The organism is Calditerricola satsumensis (assembly GCF_014646935.1).
Classification (GTDB): Bacteria; Bacillota; Bacilli; order Calditerricolales; family Calditerricolaceae; genus Calditerricola; species Calditerricola satsumensis.
The window spans coordinates 1-16,876 of sequence record NZ_BMOF01000053.1; the positions used below are offsets into that span (position 1 = coordinate 1).

Annotated in this window: 16 protein-coding genes and 1 rRNA gene; 6 read left to right on the plus strand and 11 right to left on the minus strand. The window is 61.0% G+C overall.

Translation table 11 applies throughout. The features are described 5' to 3' along the window. The coding region (locus IEX61_RS10420) for a transposase (RefSeq protein WP_188817943.1) at window positions 1–161 on the minus strand (161 nt) is incomplete at its 3' end. 231 nt (window positions 162–392) lie between these two features. On the opposite strand from IEX61_RS10420, the gene IEX61_RS10425 reads away from it, so the two are divergent. From IEX61_RS10425 to IEX61_RS10435, 3 genes are all read left to right on the plus strand, one after another. Continuing rightward, window positions 393–890, plus strand: a complete 498-nt coding sequence (locus IEX61_RS10425) for a cation:proton antiporter regulatory subunit (RefSeq protein ID WP_054672591.1) — start codon at window positions 393–395, stop codon at window positions 888–890. A 7-nt stretch (window positions 891–897) separates the two neighbouring features. Then, on the plus strand, window positions 898–2,139 hold the full coding sequence (locus IEX61_RS10430; RefSeq protein ID WP_188817944.1) for a cation:proton antiporter: 1,242 nt from the start codon (window positions 898–900) through the stop codon (window positions 2,137–2,139). A 327-nt stretch (window positions 2,140–2,466) separates the two neighbouring features. Next, a complete protein-coding gene (locus IEX61_RS10435; RefSeq protein WP_188817946.1) occupies window positions 2,467–3,408 on the plus strand; it encodes a carbon-nitrogen hydrolase family protein in 942 nt (313 codons plus the stop codon). 86 nt (window positions 3,409–3,494) lie between these two features. Here IEX61_RS10435 and IEX61_RS10440 read toward each other — a convergent pair whose 3' ends face one another. The 7 genes from IEX61_RS10440 to IEX61_RS10470 all read right to left on the minus strand — a co-directional run bounded on the left by IEX61_RS10440 (window position 3,495) and on the right by IEX61_RS10470 (window position 10,865). Beyond that, window positions 3,495–5,003 carry a leucyl aminopeptidase gene (locus IEX61_RS10440; protein WP_188817948.1) on the minus strand — a complete coding sequence of 503 codons (1,509 nt, stop codon included), beginning with the start codon at window positions 5,001–5,003 and terminating at the stop codon, window positions 3,495–3,497. 41 nt (window positions 5,004–5,044) lie between these two features. Next, a complete protein-coding gene (locus IEX61_RS10445) occupies window positions 5,045–5,446 on the minus strand; it encodes a DUF309 domain-containing protein (protein WP_229725838.1) in 402 nt (133 codons plus the stop codon). A gap of 6 nt (window positions 5,447–5,452) precedes the next feature. Next, entirely contained in the window at window positions 5,453–6,148 is a 696-nt protein-coding gene (locus IEX61_RS10450; RefSeq protein ID WP_054669750.1) for a pirin family protein, read from the minus strand. Beyond that, window positions 6,123–7,364: an MFS transporter gene (locus IEX61_RS10455; protein ID WP_188817949.1), complete on the minus strand. Its 1,242-nt coding sequence runs from the start codon at window positions 7,362–7,364 to the stop codon at window positions 6,123–6,125. Before IEX61_RS10455 ends, IEX61_RS10450 begins: the two co-directional genes overlap by 26 nt. A 42-nt stretch (window positions 7,365–7,406) precedes the next feature. Continuing rightward, window positions 7,407–9,215 carry a bifunctional diguanylate cyclase/phosphohydrolase gene (locus IEX61_RS10460; RefSeq protein WP_308423731.1) on the minus strand — a complete coding sequence of 603 codons (1,809 nt, stop codon included), beginning with the start codon at window positions 9,213–9,215 and terminating at the stop codon, window positions 7,407–7,409. Window positions 9,216–9,431: 216 nt separating this feature from the next. Then, window positions 9,432–10,007: a DUF5317 domain-containing protein gene (locus tag IEX61_RS10465; RefSeq protein ID WP_054669762.1), complete on the minus strand. Its 576-nt coding sequence runs from the start codon at window positions 10,005–10,007 to the stop codon at window positions 9,432–9,434. A 135-nt stretch (window positions 10,008–10,142) separates the two neighbouring features. After that, on the minus strand, window positions 10,143–10,865 hold the full coding sequence (locus IEX61_RS10470) for an ATP-binding protein (RefSeq protein WP_172673460.1): 723 nt from the start codon (window positions 10,863–10,865) through the stop codon (window positions 10,143–10,145). A 27-nt stretch (window positions 10,866–10,892) separates the two neighbouring features. On the opposite strand from IEX61_RS10470, the gene IEX61_RS10475 reads away from it, so the two are divergent. Further along, entirely contained in the window at window positions 10,893–11,384 is a 492-nt protein-coding gene (locus IEX61_RS10475; protein ID WP_172673461.1) for a hypothetical protein, read from the plus strand. 107 nt (window positions 11,385–11,491) lie between these two features. Here the strand turns inward: IEX61_RS10475 and rlmD are convergent, their stop codons facing one another. Continuing rightward, a complete protein-coding gene (gene rlmD, locus IEX61_RS10480) occupies window positions 11,492–12,919 on the minus strand; it encodes a 23S rRNA (uracil(1939)-C(5))-methyltransferase RlmD (RefSeq protein WP_188817953.1) in 1,428 nt (475 codons plus the stop codon). Between the two features lie 36 nt (window positions 12,920–12,955). Then, window positions 12,956–13,873, minus strand: a complete 918-nt coding sequence (locus IEX61_RS10485) for a proline dehydrogenase family protein (RefSeq protein ID WP_188817955.1) — start codon at window positions 13,871–13,873, stop codon at window positions 12,956–12,958. A 218-nt stretch (window positions 13,874–14,091) separates the two neighbouring features. Between IEX61_RS10485 and IEX61_RS10490 the strand changes: the two genes are divergently transcribed. Both IEX61_RS10490 and IEX61_RS12730 read left to right on the plus strand, forming a co-directional pair. Continuing rightward, entirely contained in the window at window positions 14,092–15,942 is a 1,851-nt protein-coding gene (locus IEX61_RS10490) for a sigma-54 interaction domain-containing protein (protein ID WP_229725839.1), read from the plus strand. A 260-nt stretch (window positions 15,943–16,202) separates the two neighbouring features. After that, on the plus strand, window positions 16,203–16,532 hold the full coding sequence (locus IEX61_RS12730) for an ATP-grasp domain-containing protein (RefSeq protein ID WP_308423732.1): 330 nt from the start codon (window positions 16,203–16,205) through the stop codon (window positions 16,530–16,532). Window positions 16,533–16,637: 105 nt separating this feature from the next. Here the strand turns inward: IEX61_RS12730 and rrf are convergent. Further along, window positions 16,638–16,754, minus strand: a 5S ribosomal RNA gene (gene rrf, locus IEX61_RS10500). Window positions 16,755–16,876: the final 122 nt, after the last annotated feature.

Below are 16,876 nucleotides of genomic sequence, written 5' to 3' on the forward strand. Positions count from 1 at the left end.
GTCCGTTCATAGGGCTCTGCACGCAGCTGCTCCGTGGCCTGAGCTTGCAAAATTTGATTCAGAACGGACTCCAGGAGCTTGGCGAGCGCATCGTCTTTCGTGTCGCGGAGAAAAAGTTGATGCAAAAGCTGTGCATCTACGGTAATCTGATCGTGAGCCATTTCGATCCCCTCTCCCTTTTTTGGTTTTTGTGGGTCCAAGCTCCATTCTAACCGAAGGGGATTGGAAATGGCTCTCTGACTTTTTTCAGAGAGTCCTTTTTACACAAGAATACGGACTCAACTTTTGCATCTAACGGTGTACTTTCCCCCTCCTTTCAGCTAACATAAGTTATAACTGAACAGAAACCATGCACATGGCAAGAACAAGCGAACGGTAAGGAGGACGCCACCATGACCAACATTCGCGAGTCGGATCTCCCGGGGATTGGACGGAAATTCCAGATCGACACCCGCAGCGGGGATAAGCTGGTCATCATCATTCATGATGACGGCAGGCGCGAACTTTACCACTTCGACCCCGACGATCCGGACAGCAGCATTTCCATGGTCACCCTGGATGACGACGAGGCGCGACAAGTGGCCGGCATCATCGGCGGCCTGACCTATAGACCCAAGGCCTTGGAATCCGTCGAGGTGGCCCTCAACGACCTGGTCATTGAGTGGTACAAGGTGGAACCCAACTCCAAGTGCGTAGGCCGAACGATCGGCGAACTCCAGATCCGGAAACGGACGGGGGCCACGGTCATCGCGGTCATCGATAAGGATCAGAAGCAAACGGTGAACCCCGGGCCGGACTACGTGCTGAAGGCCGAAACCATTTTGGTTGTGATGGGCGAGCGCCAACAAATCAAAGCGTTCAAGCAACTCGTATCCAACGGGAGCGAATAAATAAGACATGGAACACATCGTTTTCGAGGTTGGCCTCGCCCTTACCCTCATGGCGGTTGCGGGGTTAATCTCCATCCGCCTTCGCTTCTCGATTATCCCGTTCCTGATTCTGATTGGAATGACCGTCGGGCCCCATGCTCCCCAGCTCGGCATGGTGGATTTGCGCTTCATCCAAAGCGCCCCCCTGATCGAGTTCATGGGGCGGCTGGGGGTCCTCTTCCTGCTCTTCTACGTGGGCTTGGAATTCTCCGTGAGCCGACTAATCAGGGCGGGGCGGTCCATCGCCATTGGCGGTACCATCCATGTCGGGCTGAACTTCGTTCTCGGATTATTGTTCGGCTGGATGATGGGATGGCCGCTCAAGGAGATCTTGGTGGTGGCCGGTATTGTAACGGTTTCATCCAGCGCCATTGTGGCCAAGGTGCTGGTCGACCTCAAACGCACGGCAAACCCGGAAACCGAGATGATTCTCGGTATTATCATGTTCGACGACGTCTTCCTGGCCGTCTATCTCACGATCCTGTCGGGTCTCCTCTTTAGCGGCGCCACCTCGGTGGGCGGTGTTATCCTTTCGGGAGGCATCGCACTGGGCTTCATGCTGGCCATCCTGGCTCTCGGACGGGTGGCCGTCCCCTGGCTGAATCGGGTCCTGAACATCGGTTCAACGGAAGTCTTTTTGCTGGTTGTATTTGCGGCCCTCTTTTTGATCAGCGGATTCGGTGAAACCCTCCACGTCGCTGAGGCCATTGGGGCTCTGCTCGTGGGTTTGGTGCTCGGGGAAACCGAACATCGCAAGCGCATCGAGCACCTTATATTGCCGCTAAGAGAAGTATTTGGAGCAATGTTCTTCTTTAGCTTTGGTTTATCCATTGACCCGAGGACGCTAGGCGGGGCAGTCTGGCCCGCGCTCGGCGCCGTGCTGCTCACGTTGGTCGGCAACTTCACTGCGGGGATGCTGGCCGGTCGTAGTGCCGGTCTTTCACCGAAGGCCGCTGCCAACATCGGGCTCACGATCGTCGCCCGCGGTGAATTCTCCATCATCATGGCAAACCTCGGGAAGTCGGCCGGTCTCTTGTCCATCCTCCAACCCTTTGCTGCCCTCTATGTCCTCATCCTCGCCGTCGTCGGACCGCTCCTCGCCAAGGAGTCGAAGGCCATCTTCACCACCCTAAACAAGGTATTCAAGTGGCAATCACCGAGGGAGACAAAAGCGTCAACTGCACCACACGGGAAAAAAGAGCACGGTTAAGGGGAATCCCCTCCCCGTTCGGAGCCACGCCGCCCCAGAAAACTGCACGGAAAAGATTTCTGATGGGGCGGCGTGGCATTCACGGATGGCTGCAGAATAAAGGAATTCGGGTAGCCAACTATGAAGGCACACGACGGCACGCATTGACATCTCCTACAAAGAAACGCGATAATTAAAGCAATATTCCGCAATCGGTAAGGCGACACACGGAGGAACGAAAGGCGAAGAACTCCGCCTGTCTTGAAAGGAAGGGGGGCAGTGGCCGTGGAAGGCCTGACACCGGACCTCTCGGGTCGCGTACACCCGAGGCGCGAGAGCCTTGCGAAGGTGAATGCCGTACGGGTAGCCGTAATCCAGGCTGCACCCGTCATCCTGGACCGCGAGGCCACCACGGCAAAGGTCTGCCGCTTGATCGCGGAAGCCGCCGCGCAGGGCGCCCGCCTGATCCTGCTCCCGGAAGCCATGATCCCCGCATATCCGCGGGGAATGACCTTTGGAACTGTCGTCGGGCACCGCAGCGACAAGGGGCGGCGTGCCTATGCGCGCTACTGGGACCAAGCCGTTGACGTGCCGGGGCCCGTGACCGAGGCCATCGGTGCAGCCGCCCGGGAAGCTTCTGCCTACGTCGCCATCGGCGTAGTTGAGCGGGATCGCGCCTATAGGGGCGGTACGCTGTATTGCACACTGCTCTACTTTGGACCCGATGGCCGGCTGCTGGGCAAGCACCGCAAGCTGAAGCCCACCGGTGCCGAGCGCCTGGTGTGGGGCGAGGGCGACGGCAGCACGTTGACGGCAATCCAGACCGAATTCGGGACGGTCGGGGGGCTGATCTGCTGGGAGAACTACATGCCCCTCGCCCGCATGGCGATGTACCACAAGGGCGTCGACCTTTACCTGGCCCCGACGGCAGACGCCCGCGATTCCTGGCAGGCCACCATCCGCCACATCGCCTGCGAGGGGCGTTGTTTCGTCCTGTCCTGCAACCAATTTGTCACCCGCGACATGATGCCGAAGGATTGGGAGGACATCGGCCCCGGCCCCGACATCCTCTGTCGCGGGGGCAGCGCCATTGTTGATCCGCTCGGGAACTATCTGGCCGGTCCCCTCTTCGATCGGGAAGGCATCCTGGTGGCCGATCTGGACCTCAACCGCATCACGGAGGCCCGTTACGATTTTGATCCGGTCGGGCACTACAACCGGCCCGACGTCTTCCGGCTGATCGTCAACGAGGCGCCAGCGCCAGCGGTTGAGCAAACCGCGCATTGCTAAGCCAATTGGAATCGGTAAACGGGGTTCCCCATCGGGAACCCCGTTTTGCTTTCGACCACGCACCTGTTCTCATCTGCCGCGCCCGCTTACTCCGCCTCGCCGCCCGACCGCGCCAGCCGCTCGGCCAGCGCCACGAGCGTGCGCACGCCGGCGCCGGTGGCCCCTTTCTCGTGCAGGGGACCCGCCTGATCGGCCCATGACGTGCCAGCAATGTCGAGGTGGGCCCACGGCGTGTCCTCGGCGAATGCGCCGACAAACAGGCCGCCCATGATCGGATGGGCTTTCCGCCCCGGCGCGTTGTTGAGATCGGCCACCGGGCTCTTCAGCTTCTCGTAATAGTGCGGGAAGTTGGGGAGCCGCCACAACAGCTCGCCGGCGTCCTGCCCCGCGGCCAGGACCTCGTCGGCCCAGGCATCGTCGTTGGCGATCAGGCCGGTCACCTCGTCGCCCAGGGCGACGATCACGCCGCCGGTCAGCGTGGCCACGTCGACGATGCGCTTGGCGCCCTGCCGCCGCGCGTACGTCACGGCATCGGCCAGGAGGAGCCGCCCCTCGGCGTCGGTGTTGCGGATCTCCACCGTGCGTCCGTCCAGCATGGTGATGACGTCACCCGGCTTGAACGCCGTGCCGGAGGGGCTGTTTTCCGCCGCCGGGATGAGCGCGAGGAGATTGACCGGCAGCTTGAGCGCGGCCACGGCGTCCAGCGCGCCAAGGACGGCCGCCGCGCCGCCCATGTCTCCGATCATTTCGTGCATGTTCTCCCGCGGCTTGAGGCAGATGCCGCCGGTGTCAAAGGTAACCCCTTTGCCGATGTAGGCCGTCACATCCGCCCACTCCGGCCGGCCCTGGTAGCGAATGACGGTGAAGGTCGGCGGCTGGGCGCTGCCTTTCCCCACGGCCACAATCCCGCCCATGCCCAGCTTCGCAATGGCTTCGGCGTCGAGCACCTCATAGGTCAGTCCATGGCGCTCGGCCAGTTCCGTCGCCTTTTGCGCCAGAGCATCGGGGGTGAGGACGTTGCCCGGCAGGTTGGTCAACTCGCGGGCCAAGACCGTGCCCGAGGCGTAGGCGGCCCCTTTGCGCAGCCCAGCCTCCCACGCTTCGGCATCGACGTTCACGACGACGGACACCGCCTCCCACGACACATCGGGCTCGCTGTTCTTGCGGAAGCCTCGGTACCGGTAGGCGCCGAGGCAAAAGCCTTCCGCCACGGCGTGGGCCGCCCGCTCCGGCGGCAGCATCGCGGCGCGCTCGTGCGGGGCAACGATGGCCACCTTCCGCGCGCCCAGCTTGCGCGCCTCCTTCGCCGCCCGGCCCGCCGCTTCCCGCAGGCGGACAAAATCGAGCCCTTCCGGTTTGCCCAGCCCGACGACGAGCAGCCGCTTGGCCGGCAGCTTGCCCAGCGTGTAGACCGGCGTCACCGCACCCGAGCGGGCGGGTAGATCGCCTTCCTGGAGAAGACGGGCCAGCTGGCCGTCGAGCGCCACATCCAGAGCCGCCCCTTCGCCCTCCAGGGGCACGCCTTCCATGCAGAACAGCACCAACACGTCGGTGGAAACGCCGGTCACCGAACCGCGGTGAACGTGAAAATCCATGGCATTCTCCCCTTTCCCGTCGCAATGAGTTCGTCCGATCGTTACCCGTCGTCCGCCTCCAACCGCAAACGCAGCCGCGGTAGCGCCAGATGGCGCGCCTCGTCCCACGGAATGCGGTCCTGTGGCGGCAGCGCTGCGAGGCACCGGTCGATATACGCCACCACGCCGTCGACGTCGAGACTCCAGAACCGCGGGCGGTACGGCTCCAAATAGCCCTTGGCCGACGAAAACATCAGCCGCGCTCCGCGCAGGTTGCCCAGCTCGGCGTGGTAGAGGGCCACCGCCAGCTGCAACAGCCCTTGCAAGAACTTGTTGTGCCGATCTTCCATCCACAGCTCCTCGAGGAGGTCGTGGCAGGTGTAGTAGTCGCCCTCGTTGAAGCGATCAAGAAACGCCAGGTACTGCGGTGGATAGCGGTCGCGCACGGTCAGCTCCCCTTGCACCAGGCGTTAGGGCAAATCGATCAGGATCAGTTCCGAAGCTTCGCGCGCGGCGATGGACAGGGTTTCCTCGTTCTCGATGCGTGCCTGGTCTCCCGTGGCCATCGCCACGCCATTGAGGTCGGCTCCGCCCTCGATGACGTAGAAAAACGCGCGCCGGCCAGGGGCCAAAACGTGGGTCACGCGATGACCCGCCTCCAGACGGGACACATAGAAGACCGCATCCTGATGGATGCGCAGGGCCCCGTCGTGTCCCTGCCCGGACACCACCGGAAGCAAGCGGTTTGTACGCGCCTCGCGCGAAAAGGACCGCTGCTCGTACCCCGGCGCAATCCCCCGTCTTTCTGGAAGCACCCAGATCTGCAAGAGGTGCACCGGTTCGTCGCCATGGTTCCATTCCGAATGGACAATGCCCGTCCCGGCCGACATGCGCTGCACATCGCCGGCAGACAGCACGCCGCGGTTGCCGAGGCTGTCTTCGTGCGTCAGTTCGCCCTGCAAGACGTAGGTGACGATCTCCATCTCCAGGTGCGGGTGCATCGGAAACCCGCTGCGCGGGGCGATGACGTCGTCGTTGAACACGCGCAGCGGCCCAAAGGAGACGTTGTTCGGATCGTAATAATGGTCAAACGAAAACAGCCAGTACGTTTGCAGCCAATCCGTTTCATAGCGGTACCGCTCATGGGCAGGAATGCGACGAATCATGCTCCCGAACTCCTTTCAACGCGAAGGATAGGCGTGGGTCGGACATCCGGCGCGCCCGCCGTCCCCCGTGAGACCACCACGCCAGCGCGACATACCCGGCAAACGGCACCCCGATAACCCAAAACAGGGCCGACGGATGCAGGTGCGACATGGCCAGCCCGCCGAGGTTGGGTCCGGCGATGCTCGCCACGCTGAAACCGATGGAACCCAACGCGTTGGCCGTCGGCAAGAGGCTTTTGGGCAGCAGATCGGCAGCGTAGGCCAAGCCCAGCGTGTAGATCGATCCGACCAGCGCCCCCGCCACTGCCATCGTCACCAGCAGCGGCACGCCGCGGCCGGCAACGGGCATGAGGAAGAAGAGGAAGGCGCCGGCGGCGATCAGCAGGGGAAGGAGGCGCGCGCGACCCCAGCGGTCCCCGGCCATCGCCAGGGGGAGCTGCAAGACGAGGCTGCTGACGGTAAACGCCGACAAGCTGAACGAAATCCACGCCTCCGCCAGGCCTACCCGCGCCCCGTATACGGGAAAGAGGCTGGTCAAGGTGGCCTCCATCCAGCCGAACAGCGCCGGCGGAAGCAGCGCGAGATAGGCCAGCCGCCACGTTCGCGCGTAGAGGGAAAGGCTGCGCTCGGCACGCCGTTCGGTAACGCTCGGCGGCCGCTCCGGCGGATTGGTCCAAACGGCGGCCAGCGCGGCAACGAGCAGCACCGCGGCCACGCCAAAGGGCACCCACTCCCCAAGGGACAGCAGGGGCAGGGCCAGGGGTCCGACGCCGAACCCCAGCCCGTACGCCATGCCGTACAGCGAGACGATTCGCCCGCGCTTGTCCGCCGGAGCCCGGATGGTGAGCCACAGATGGGCGGCGTAATGCAGAATTTCTGCGCCCACCCCCGAAAGAAAGCGCAAAGCCATCCACAACGCCGGTGAGGCCCACAAGGGATAAAAAAAGAGTGTCCCTGCCATCAGACCGCCGCCGGCCGCTAGCACCGGACGGTAGCCCCACCGGCGGACCAGCCGTTCCGAAAGCGGCGCGGCCACCAGAATGCCTGCATACAGGAACGTCGCGTGCAAGCCGTTGGCCGCCGCCGACAAGCCCTGCCGTTCAAGCAACAGGGCCAACACGGGAAGCAGCATGCCCTGGGCTGCGGCGGCAAGAAAGCAAAGGGCGTAAAGCGGCCACGCGCGAAAACGGCCACCCGGCTCCACCCAACGGTTCATGTGCGGTCACCCACTGTTCATCATACCGCAACCGGGCTCGCTTTAGGAGGTGACATACCGCGGGACGGCCGTTTCGAGCATCATGGCGATGAACCGGTCCACGTAATACGGATCAAACTGGGTGCCGGCGCACCGCTTCAATTCGGCGAACGCTTCGTCAACGGTTTTGGTCCGTTGGTACGGGCGCTCCGTCGTCATGGCGTCAAAGGAATCGAGGATGGTCAAAATGCGGACCAGCTTGGGAATCTGCTCCCCTTTCAGCCCGTACGGATAGCCGCGCCCGTCGAGGCGCTCGTGGTGCAGCTCCACCAGCGGCGCGAATTCCTGCAGCGACGGATAGGCGTTGATGATCTCTTTGCCCCAAATGACGTGCATCTGAATGATGCGCCACTCGTCCTCCGTCGGTTTTCCCTTTTTGGTCAGGATGCTGCGCGGGATTTCCACCTTTCCGATGTCGTGAATCAGCGCGCCGTATGCGAGAAGCCGTTGCTCTCGCTCATCCAATCCCAGATACGCGCCAAACTGCAGGGCGTACTCGTATACGCGGCGGCTGTGCTGGTAGGTGTACGGGTCCTTGACCCGAAACACGGAGATGAGGTTCTCGATCAGGGTTTTGACCGCGTCGTCAGGGGTCATGAACACGCGGGTCAGGCAGTCGCGGTATATGTGGACCTGGTTTTTCCCCTGCTTTTTGGAGTAGTAGAGGGCAATGTCCGCTTTTTTAATCAGGTCGTAACGGTTGAGGGTTTCCGCCGTGACCGTGCTGATGCCGCCGGAAAACGAGATGCATCCGAGGGGAAGGGCCTCGACACCGGGAAACGGCGTGTCGTTGATCGCCTTGCGCATCGCCTGGGCTATGTTGTAAGCGGTTTCGACATCGGTCTGCGGAAGGATGATGGCGAATTCCTCTCCGCCATACCGAAAAACCATGTCCGTCGGCCGCACATGGGCGCGAAGCAAATCGGCAAACCGTTTCAAATACTGGTCGCCTTTGGTATGGCCAAAGAGGTCGTTGTACTTTTTGAAGTCGTCGAGATCCAGGAGGAGCAGGCTAAGCGGATTCCCCGTTTCCTTCGCCCGCTGCACCTCTTCCTCCAGCCGCTCGTGGAAATAGCCGTGATTGTACAACCCCGTTAGGGGATCGGTGATGGCTTTGTTTTTTTGTTCTTGATATAGGACATAATAATTGTTAAATGAAACAGCGATTAACACAATAAAGGTTACAAAGAGAAATACACCGAGCATACCATGATAGTAAAGCAATGAAGACAATGTAATAGAAGACATAATCGAAACAACATACCTAATATAGAAATATCTTACCATTTTTGGTATTGAACTTGAGAAAGGTTCACCAATCAAAATTTTTACGTATAAACCCACCAAAAATGCATTGGTAGCTAAATAAACAAATATGGCGATAATATATGGCATAGGCTGACTAAAACGCGGTTCACCGATATCTCCACCAAAAAATACAAAAGCATAATGACTACTAACTAACATAAAAAAATAAATATTGAAATTAGTTAATACCTTCCAGATATCAACTCTCCGAAGAAAAAGATTTACAATAGTAGCTATTAACAAAGTACATAATGCCGGGAAAATCCCTAGCACAAATACCGATGCTAAATATACAGAAGAATCCATAGATAATAAAATACGGTTTCTATTACCTCTAAGCGGAATAGGAATGGCCCAAAAATCTAATATGACAGCCGCAGCGCTAAAAACATAGATCGATACCCATACCTTCCACTCATCAGTCCAGTACGGATGAATAATAAAATAATAATGGAGCAATAAAAGAATAAAGGCTATAGGGTATATGTAAATACTTTTTTTCATATAATCACCAACCTAAAAGAATTGGGGATGGCTGGTACATAAAATATCTAAATCAAGATTACCCAAATTTAAAAGCCGACGACAACACCAAAACCGCGCTCGCCAGCGCCACGACGTTGAACAGCAGGTAGAGCGTCTTTTTGCTCATGCTTCTCACACCTCCTTCGACAAAAATGCACGTTTTCCTTTCTCTCTCACCCCAAGATTTCTTTCAAATTACATAGCCATCCCCAATTTTTCCTCCCTGGATGGACGCTTCCTAACGAGAAGCGCCTGGATCACCAGAAATGCGCCAATGTTGATCAGCACATCCCCAATGCTCACAACCTGGTGCCGCGGGTAAGGAGGAAGCAGCGGAATGATGTCACCTAAGAAATTCAGGTTGGTTTCCTCGGACATCAAGATGTGCTTGCCGTATGGGCCCTGGGGCAGCGGTTCGATGTACGTCGGGCTGATCAGGCTGGCCGCTTCGGGGGACACCGGCATATAGCCCCCGTTGGCCACCATGACGACAAAATTGAGCAACCCGCCGATCAGCATCACGTTCACGCCGTGGATGTGCCGATTTTGGTAGAGCACGAGGAACATCACGAGATAGGCGCTGAGAAACCATACCGGGCTCATGCGAAAGATCGAGGGCATTTGATCCCGGAAAAGATACAGCGCAACCTGCCCCAGACACAGGGCAACAAACACCCACGCCCCGCGGATGCGCACATCGGCGAGATGCGCCAGCTTTCCCCCACGTAGAAGTGCCACGACAAGACCCAATAGAACGCCGTCGATCAACATTGAAAAACGGTCCTCCCGCGGCAAAATTCTCCTCTTCCCGTCTAAATCTTACGACACAACCCCAAAAAGGACAAGCCCCTTCTGCACCGCATTTCTCTGGCTGCACGACTGCAGTGCGCCGCGCACAATCGCGATTTACCGGCCGGTCGGCTGATCGGCCGCGGGAAGCCGAACCGAGAAACAGGTTCCTTTGCCCTTTTCGCTTCGCACGTCAATGCGCCCGTTCATCGACTGGACAATCCGGTAGGAAACGGTCAACCCCAAACCGGTTCCGTCCTTTTTGGTGGAGAAAAACGGGGTGCCGATGCGCTTCAGCTCTTCTTCGGTCATGCCAAGCCCCGTATCTTGTATGTCAATGCGGATCCACCGCTCCTCCCGCAACGCGGAAACGCTCAGCGTCCCGCCCCACGGCATGGCCTCTACGGCATTTTTCATCAGGTTCATCAACACCTGGTTCAGTTTTTCCCCGTCGCCGTAGACAGAGAGCCCGGGTTCCACCCTGAGGTGCATTTCCACGTTGTGCAAATGGGCAAAGGGGGTAATGACATTGACCACATACTGCACATGGGTGCCAACGTCCAAAACCGATTCTTGCGAGGGCTTGGGTTTGCAAAAGGACAGGTAGTCGCCAATGATCGATTCGGCCCGGTCCAGCTCGTCGACGATGAACGTCAGGTAAGTCTGGCTGCGCGCGTCGCGCGTTTGTTGCTTCAACAGCTGCAAGAAACCGCGCGCCACGGTGAGCGGATTGCGGATCTCGTGGGCGATGGATGCCGCCATCTCCGCCAACGCGTTAAACTTCTCGATGCGCTCGATTTCCATCTTCATTTTCAGCGTGGCCCGCAAGTTTTCACACAAATGAACAAGGAATCCTCCCACCGTCGCATGAACCACGAGAAGAACGGCCTCGTCGGGGATTGCCTCAACCGGCACGACTCCCGCCTGCAAAACATGCCAAGCCACGCTGAGAAGGAAGTACAGGGCATCGAGCGCGACAAACGCCCCAATTCGCTTCCGGTGCGGATACGATTCCCATCGGTTTCGCAACCAGAGAGAAAGAAGAAGGGAAACGGCCAAGGGAACCGCCGAATCTTCCCACGCTGCGCCGCTCACGGCGGTGCGAACAAAAACGTAGCCGATCGCCACCAGCAAGGCGGATCGGGCTTCCCCATACAACAGGCACATCAGCACCGGAATCGCGCCGAGATCATACAGAAAGCCCTCCGCTTGAAAAATCGGAAAAACGGCGCACAGAACCACGGTTCCAAATGCCAGCACGGTGATGAACAGGTGGTTGGGAGCGTTAAATTTCCCGTGTTTTTCAGCCCAAACCATCTGATAAACAAAGAACGCGAACAAAAGAATCAAAACATTTAGGAGCAGATTCCGGATATCCACCAACGTCCTCACCCTACGACCATTTTACCGCACACCCGAAAATGGTGCAGGTTGCGTTTCTCCCAGTCAAAAAGTCCCCACGCGCGTCAGCGTGAGGACACCGGCTTGAGCAACGTCACCGTCTCCACATGGCTGGTGTGTGGGAACATGTCAACGGGTTGGATCCATTGGAGGCGAAACCCGCCATCGAGGAGCACCTTGCAGTTTTTGGCCAGCGTAGCCGGGTTGCACGACACGTACACCAGGCGGGGCGGGCGAAGGGTCAAGATCGTGGACAGCAGCGCCTCGTCCAGACCCGTGCGGGGCGGGTCGACCACCACGACGTCCGGCACAAAGCCCTCCCGCACCCATTGGGGGAGCAGGTCCTCGGCCCGTCCCACGGCAAACCGGACATGGGTGAGCCCATTGGCCTTCGCATTGCGGCGGGCGTCGTCGATCGCCTCGGGGATCACATCCATGCCCCGCACCTCCCGCGCATAGGGCGCCAGCCACAGCGCAATCGTTCCCACGCCGCAATAGGCGTCCACCACGCGCTCCGTCCCCGTCAGGGCCGCCGCCTCGCGCACGACGTTATACAGCTTGACCGTCTGCTCGGGATTGAGCTGAAAAAAGGCGCGCGGCGAAAGCCAGAACCGCAACGGTCCCAGCCGCTCCTCGATGCGTTCCGTTCCCCAGAGGCGTCGGGTCACCTCGCCGAAGATGAGCGGCGTCGCACGGGGATTGACGTTTTGCATGATGCTCGTCACATAGGGCAAGCGTTCGCGCAACCGCTTCACAAGCGCGTCGGCGCGCGGCAGGTGGTCGGTGCGGGTGACGAAGGTGAGTTGCCCTTCCCCCGTCGCCAGCCCCACACGGGCGACAAGGGTGCGCACCACGCCGGTGCGGGTGCGCTCGTCGTAAGGCGGGATGCCCAGCTCCTCCAGTGTTTGGCGCGCGACGCGGATCATTTCGTTGACGCGGGGATGGGTCACCGGACAATCCGCAAGCGGCACCAGCCGATGCGAACCGGGCTCAAAGAGCCCCACTTCCAGCCGCCCGTTTCGCCAAACGGCCTGGAGCTGCGCCTTGTTTCGGTACGCCCAAGGATTGTCCATGCCGATGCAGTCGCGAACCGGCGGATCGGCAAGCCCCGTGTAGCGGGCAACGGCCTCGCGCACGATCTCCTTTTTGGCCGCGAGTTGGCCCGCGTAGGAAAGGTGCTGGACCTGGCAGCCGCCGCACCGGTCGTAGACGGGGCAGGACGGCGTCGCGCGATCCGGTGAAGGGGCAAGAAAGCGGACGAGCTGGGCGCGGGCATAGGACGGGTGGATCTCCGTCACCCGCGCCCGAACCGTCTCGCCGGGCAAGGCCCCGTCGACAAACACCACCTGCCGGTCTACGTAGCCCACTCCCTCGCCGTTGATGCCCAACCGGCGAATCGGCACCGTCACCACTTGTCCGCGCTTCAGGCGGATGCGCGTGGTTGGACCCCCGCGCTTCCGCGTCGCGGTTGGCTCCTGCCGTCTCCTGGACAACCCCGTTCACGCTCCCTTTCGCGCCACCCCTCCGCGTTACCGGAACATCCCCTTCAGCACGAAGGCCACGTTGGCCGGACGCTCGGCGAGGCGGCGCATGAAGTAGCCGTACCAATCCTTCCCGAAGGGCACGTAAATGCGCACCTTGTACCCCTCGGCGGCCAGCTGGCGCTGCAAATTCGTGCGAATGCCATACAGAAGCTGGAACTCAAAGCGCGTGCGCGGGATGTTGTGCTCCCGCTCCAGCTGCTTTGTGTATTGGATGATGGCCTCGTCGTGGGTGGCCACCGCCGTGTAGTGACCGCCGAGCAGGTGCAGCTTGATCAGCTTCTTGAAGTTCTCGTCGACGTCCTTCTTGTCCGGATAGGCCACTTCCGGCGGCTCCTTGTAGGCCCCCTTGACCAGGCGCAAGTTGGCGTCGTAGTTCTCCCCCAGGTCGCGCACGTCCTGCTCGCTTCGGTAAAGGTAGGCCTGGATGACGATCCCGACGTTGTCGTACGTCTGGCGCAGCGCCTTGTAGATGTCGATGGCCGGCTGGCAATGGGAGAAGTCCTCCATGTCGATGCGCACGAAATTGCCGTACCGCTTGGCGGTGTCGAGGATGCGCCGCATGTTCTCCATGCACAAGCTGCGGTCAATGTCGAGGCCGAGCTGGGTCAGCTTAACGGACAAGTTGGACTCGACACCGGACCGGTGGATGGCCTCCAGCGTCTCGACGCACACCTGGGCCGCCTCTTTTGCCTCCTCGGCGTCGTGGACAAATTCGCCCAAGTGATCGAGGGTGGCCACCAGGCCGTCTCGGTTGAGCGCGCGGACCGCTTCGATGGCTTCCGCAATCGTTTCGCCGGCGACAAACCGGCGCGCGCCGAAGCGCAGGCCCCACCGCTTCGCCGCCTTGTTCAACGCCCGGTTCTTGGACAGAAACAAGAACAGATTGCGCAGCAGGGTCTCCATCGTTCCACGCTCCTTTCGCCAACAATCGACATCCCCTTGCGATTCTAAGCAAATTGTATGCCGATTTTACCTCTGTGCTCGCGGCCCGCACCGCGCAAGATTGCCGCCTCCACCCCAGCGGGGAAAGCGGATTCGCGCCCGGCATTTCAACAGTTTTGTTCAATCGTTTCCCCCTTCTGTATAATGAAGACAAAGTTGTTCAACGGGAGGGCGGTGCGGTGTCGAACGCGTTGCGGCTCTTGATGCAGCCCGTCGGCGATCTGGCCGAGCCGATGCGCCTTACGCTCCCGGTCGACACCACGGTGAACCGGCTGCGTTCGGCGTTGGCGGGACGCGAGCCGGTTTCGGTCCTTCTGGTCGACCAAGGGGAGCCCGTGGCCGTGTTTCCGGCCGAATGGACGCGGTTCCTACAGTATCTCCCGCCAGACATGCCGGTACGCGCGGCCAGCCTTCCCGCGCGCTGCGTGGCGGAAACCCTGCCGCTGGAGACCGTCTTGCGTGAAGAGTCCCCCGGGCAGGCGGCCTACGTCACCGTTGACGACGCGGGGAAACCCGCCGGGATCCTCACCCCCGATCGGCTGTTCCGCGCCTTGCGCAATGGGGCGATGGCCCTTTCCGCCCTCGTCGACGCGCTGGCGGAGACCACGTCCGACGCCGTCACCGTGGTGGACGCCTCGGGCCGGGTCCTCCTGTGGAACCGCGCGGCCGAGGCCATCTACCGCATTCCCAAGCGGGAGATCATCGGCCAGCCGATCGCGTCCTTCTTCCCGGCCGGGGCGATCAAGGTGCTCGAACTGCTGGAGCGGCGCGTTCCGGTGCGGCGGCTGTACCACGTTCCGCGGCCCGATCGCCACGTGGTGATCGACGCCGCGCCCGTGGAGCACGATGGGGAGCTCCTCGGCGCCGTGGCCTTCGAGGAAGACATCTCCGACCTGGTGCGGCTGCGCGACGAGTTGTCCACGGCCCAGTCCCACCTTCGCTCGCTGCAGGAAGCGATCACGCACACGCGGAACGACGATCCCTTTGCCGCCATTCGCGGCCGCTCCCCGCTGGTCAAGCGGGTGGTGGCCATGGCGCGGAAAGTGGCGGCCACCGACGTCACGGTGCTCATCACCGGGGAAAGCGGGGTCGGCAAAGAGCTCTTCGCCCAGGCCCTGCATCGCGCCAGCCGGCGGGCCAAGGGACCCTTTGTGGCCCTCAACTGCGCGGCCATCCCGGTGACGCTGTTTGAAAGCGAGCTGTTCGGCTACCAGGCCGGCGCGTTCACGGGCGCCGAACGGAGCGGCAAACCGGGCAAGTTGGAGCTGGCCCGCGGCGGGACGCTCTTCCTCGATGAGATTGGGGAACTTCCGCTCGAGTTGCAGGCCAAGCTCTTGCGCGTGCTCCAAGAGCGCCAGTTTTACCGCATCGGCGGGACCAAGCCCCTGCCCCTCGAAGCGCGCATCATCGCCGCCACCAACCGCCGCCTTGATGAGGAGGTGGCCGCCGGCCGGTTTCGGGCCGACTTGTACTACCGGCTCAACGTCGTCACGTTGGAGATTCCGCCGCTGCGGGAGCGACCGGAAGACATTCCCGAACTGGTGCAAGCCTTCCTGTTCGAATGCGCATCGCGCTACGACAAGCCGGTTCCCGTCCTCACGCCGGAAGCACTCGCCGCGCTGATGCGCTACCCGTGGCCCGGCAACGTGCGGCAGCTGCGCAACGCGGTGGAGCGGGCCATCATCCTGATGGACGGGAACACGCTGGATGTCCATCATTTCCCGGACGTGATGGGTCACGTCATGGAACGGAACAGAAAGGGAGCCAATCCCGATTCCGCTCCGCTCTCGGGCAACGAGAAGACAAGCGCCGCCGGCACGCAGCCGACCCGCGACGAGGCGGCGCGCATCTTGGCCGCCTTGCGCACCACCTACGGCAACAAGAGCGCCGCGGCACGCCTGCTGGGCATCTCCCGCGGCACGCTCTACAACCGCCTGAAAGCCCTGGGCCTCTCGGAGGCGGATTGGAAAGGCGAGCAGCGGCTGGACTCGCGCGCAAAGACAAATCCGCACCACGAAGGGAGAGCATGAGCGGAGGGACGGACGATGGTTCGCAACTGGATCACGTTCAACGCGCTCCGCACGTTGTGCATCCCGGGGGTTCGGTACATCAAACCGGAGCATTTCCTCCGCCACCGCGAGGAGATCCGCGCGGCCTCCTGGATCTTGTTTCCTGAGCACTGGCAGGTCAACGTGCTCGTGTACGCGTGGAAAAAGCGCATCTTTCCAAGCGCGGCCACGCTGCACCTCGGACACAGCAAGGTGGAAATGACGCGCGCCTTTTGGGCGGTGTGCCCGGAGCACGTCCCCTACACGGAGATTTTGGCCAACACCGAAACGAACGTGCGCGCCGTGCTGGACACTTTCCCGTTTCCCTTCATCGCCAAGGAGGTGCGCAGCTCGCCCGCACACTGGGCATCGACCACGCCGGTTTCGACGTCGCCTGGGTCGACGGCCACCCCTATCTCCTGGAATTCAACGCGCTGTTCGGCAACGAAGCGCTCAACCGCCTGGGCATTCGGGTGGAAGAGGCGATTGTGCGCTATCTTGAGGCCCACGACACGCCGTTTACGCCCCATACGCCCATGCACCCGTCGACACCCGTTCCGCGCGCCTCGTAGGGGTTCATTCGCATGGGATACGGAGAAAAAGCGGGGCGCGATTTTGCCGCTCTTTCCCGACCAAAAAGCGAAAGCGGGAGACGGGCTTGCCGTCTCCCGCGACGTGCCTGGCAACGACCTACTCTCCCAGGGGCTTTCGCCCCAAGTACCATCGGCGCTGGAGGGCTTAACTTCCGTGTTCGGGATGGGAACGGGTGTGTCCCCTCCGCTATCGTCACCAGACACCAATTATTCTATAACATCCGTTTCGATTTTGCAAGAGGAATTTTTTGTTGTGGGGTGTGGTTGCCCCCTGAAAACCGGACCGCGGATGTGGGGGGATGTGAGTGGGTTAAGCCCTCGAC

Coding starts and splice junctions, on each gene's coding strand:
- IEX61_RS10475 (WP_172673461.1), top strand. CDS start 10,893: ATGAACCACGAGAAGAACGGCCTCGTCGGGGATTGCCTCAACCGGCAC.
- IEX61_RS10455 (WP_188817949.1), bottom strand. CDS start 7,364: ATGAACCGTTGGGTGGAGCCGGGTGGCCGTTTTCGCGCGTGGCCGCTT.
- IEX61_RS10485 (WP_188817955.1), bottom strand. CDS start 13,873: ATGGAGACCCTGCTGCGCAATCTGTTCTTGTTTCTGTCCAAGAACCGG.
- IEX61_RS10430 (WP_188817944.1), top strand. CDS start 898: ATGGAACACATCGTTTTCGAGGTTGGCCTCGCCCTTACCCTCATGGCG.
- IEX61_RS10425 (WP_054672591.1), top strand. CDS start 393: ATGACCAACATTCGCGAGTCGGATCTCCCGGGGATTGGACGGAAATTC.
- IEX61_RS10460 (WP_308423731.1), bottom strand. CDS start 9,215: ATGAAAAAAAGTATTTACATATACCCTATAGCCTTTATTCTTTTATTG.
- IEX61_RS10465 (WP_054669762.1), bottom strand. CDS start 10,007: ATGTTGATCGACGGCGTTCTATTGGGTCTTGTCGTGGCACTTCTACGT.
- IEX61_RS10450 (WP_054669750.1), bottom strand. CDS start 6,148: ATGATTCGTCGCATTCCTGCCCATGAGCGGTACCGCTATGAAACGGAT.
- IEX61_RS10440 (WP_188817948.1), bottom strand. CDS start 5,003: ATGGATTTTCACGTTCACCGCGGTTCGGTGACCGGCGTTTCCACCGAC.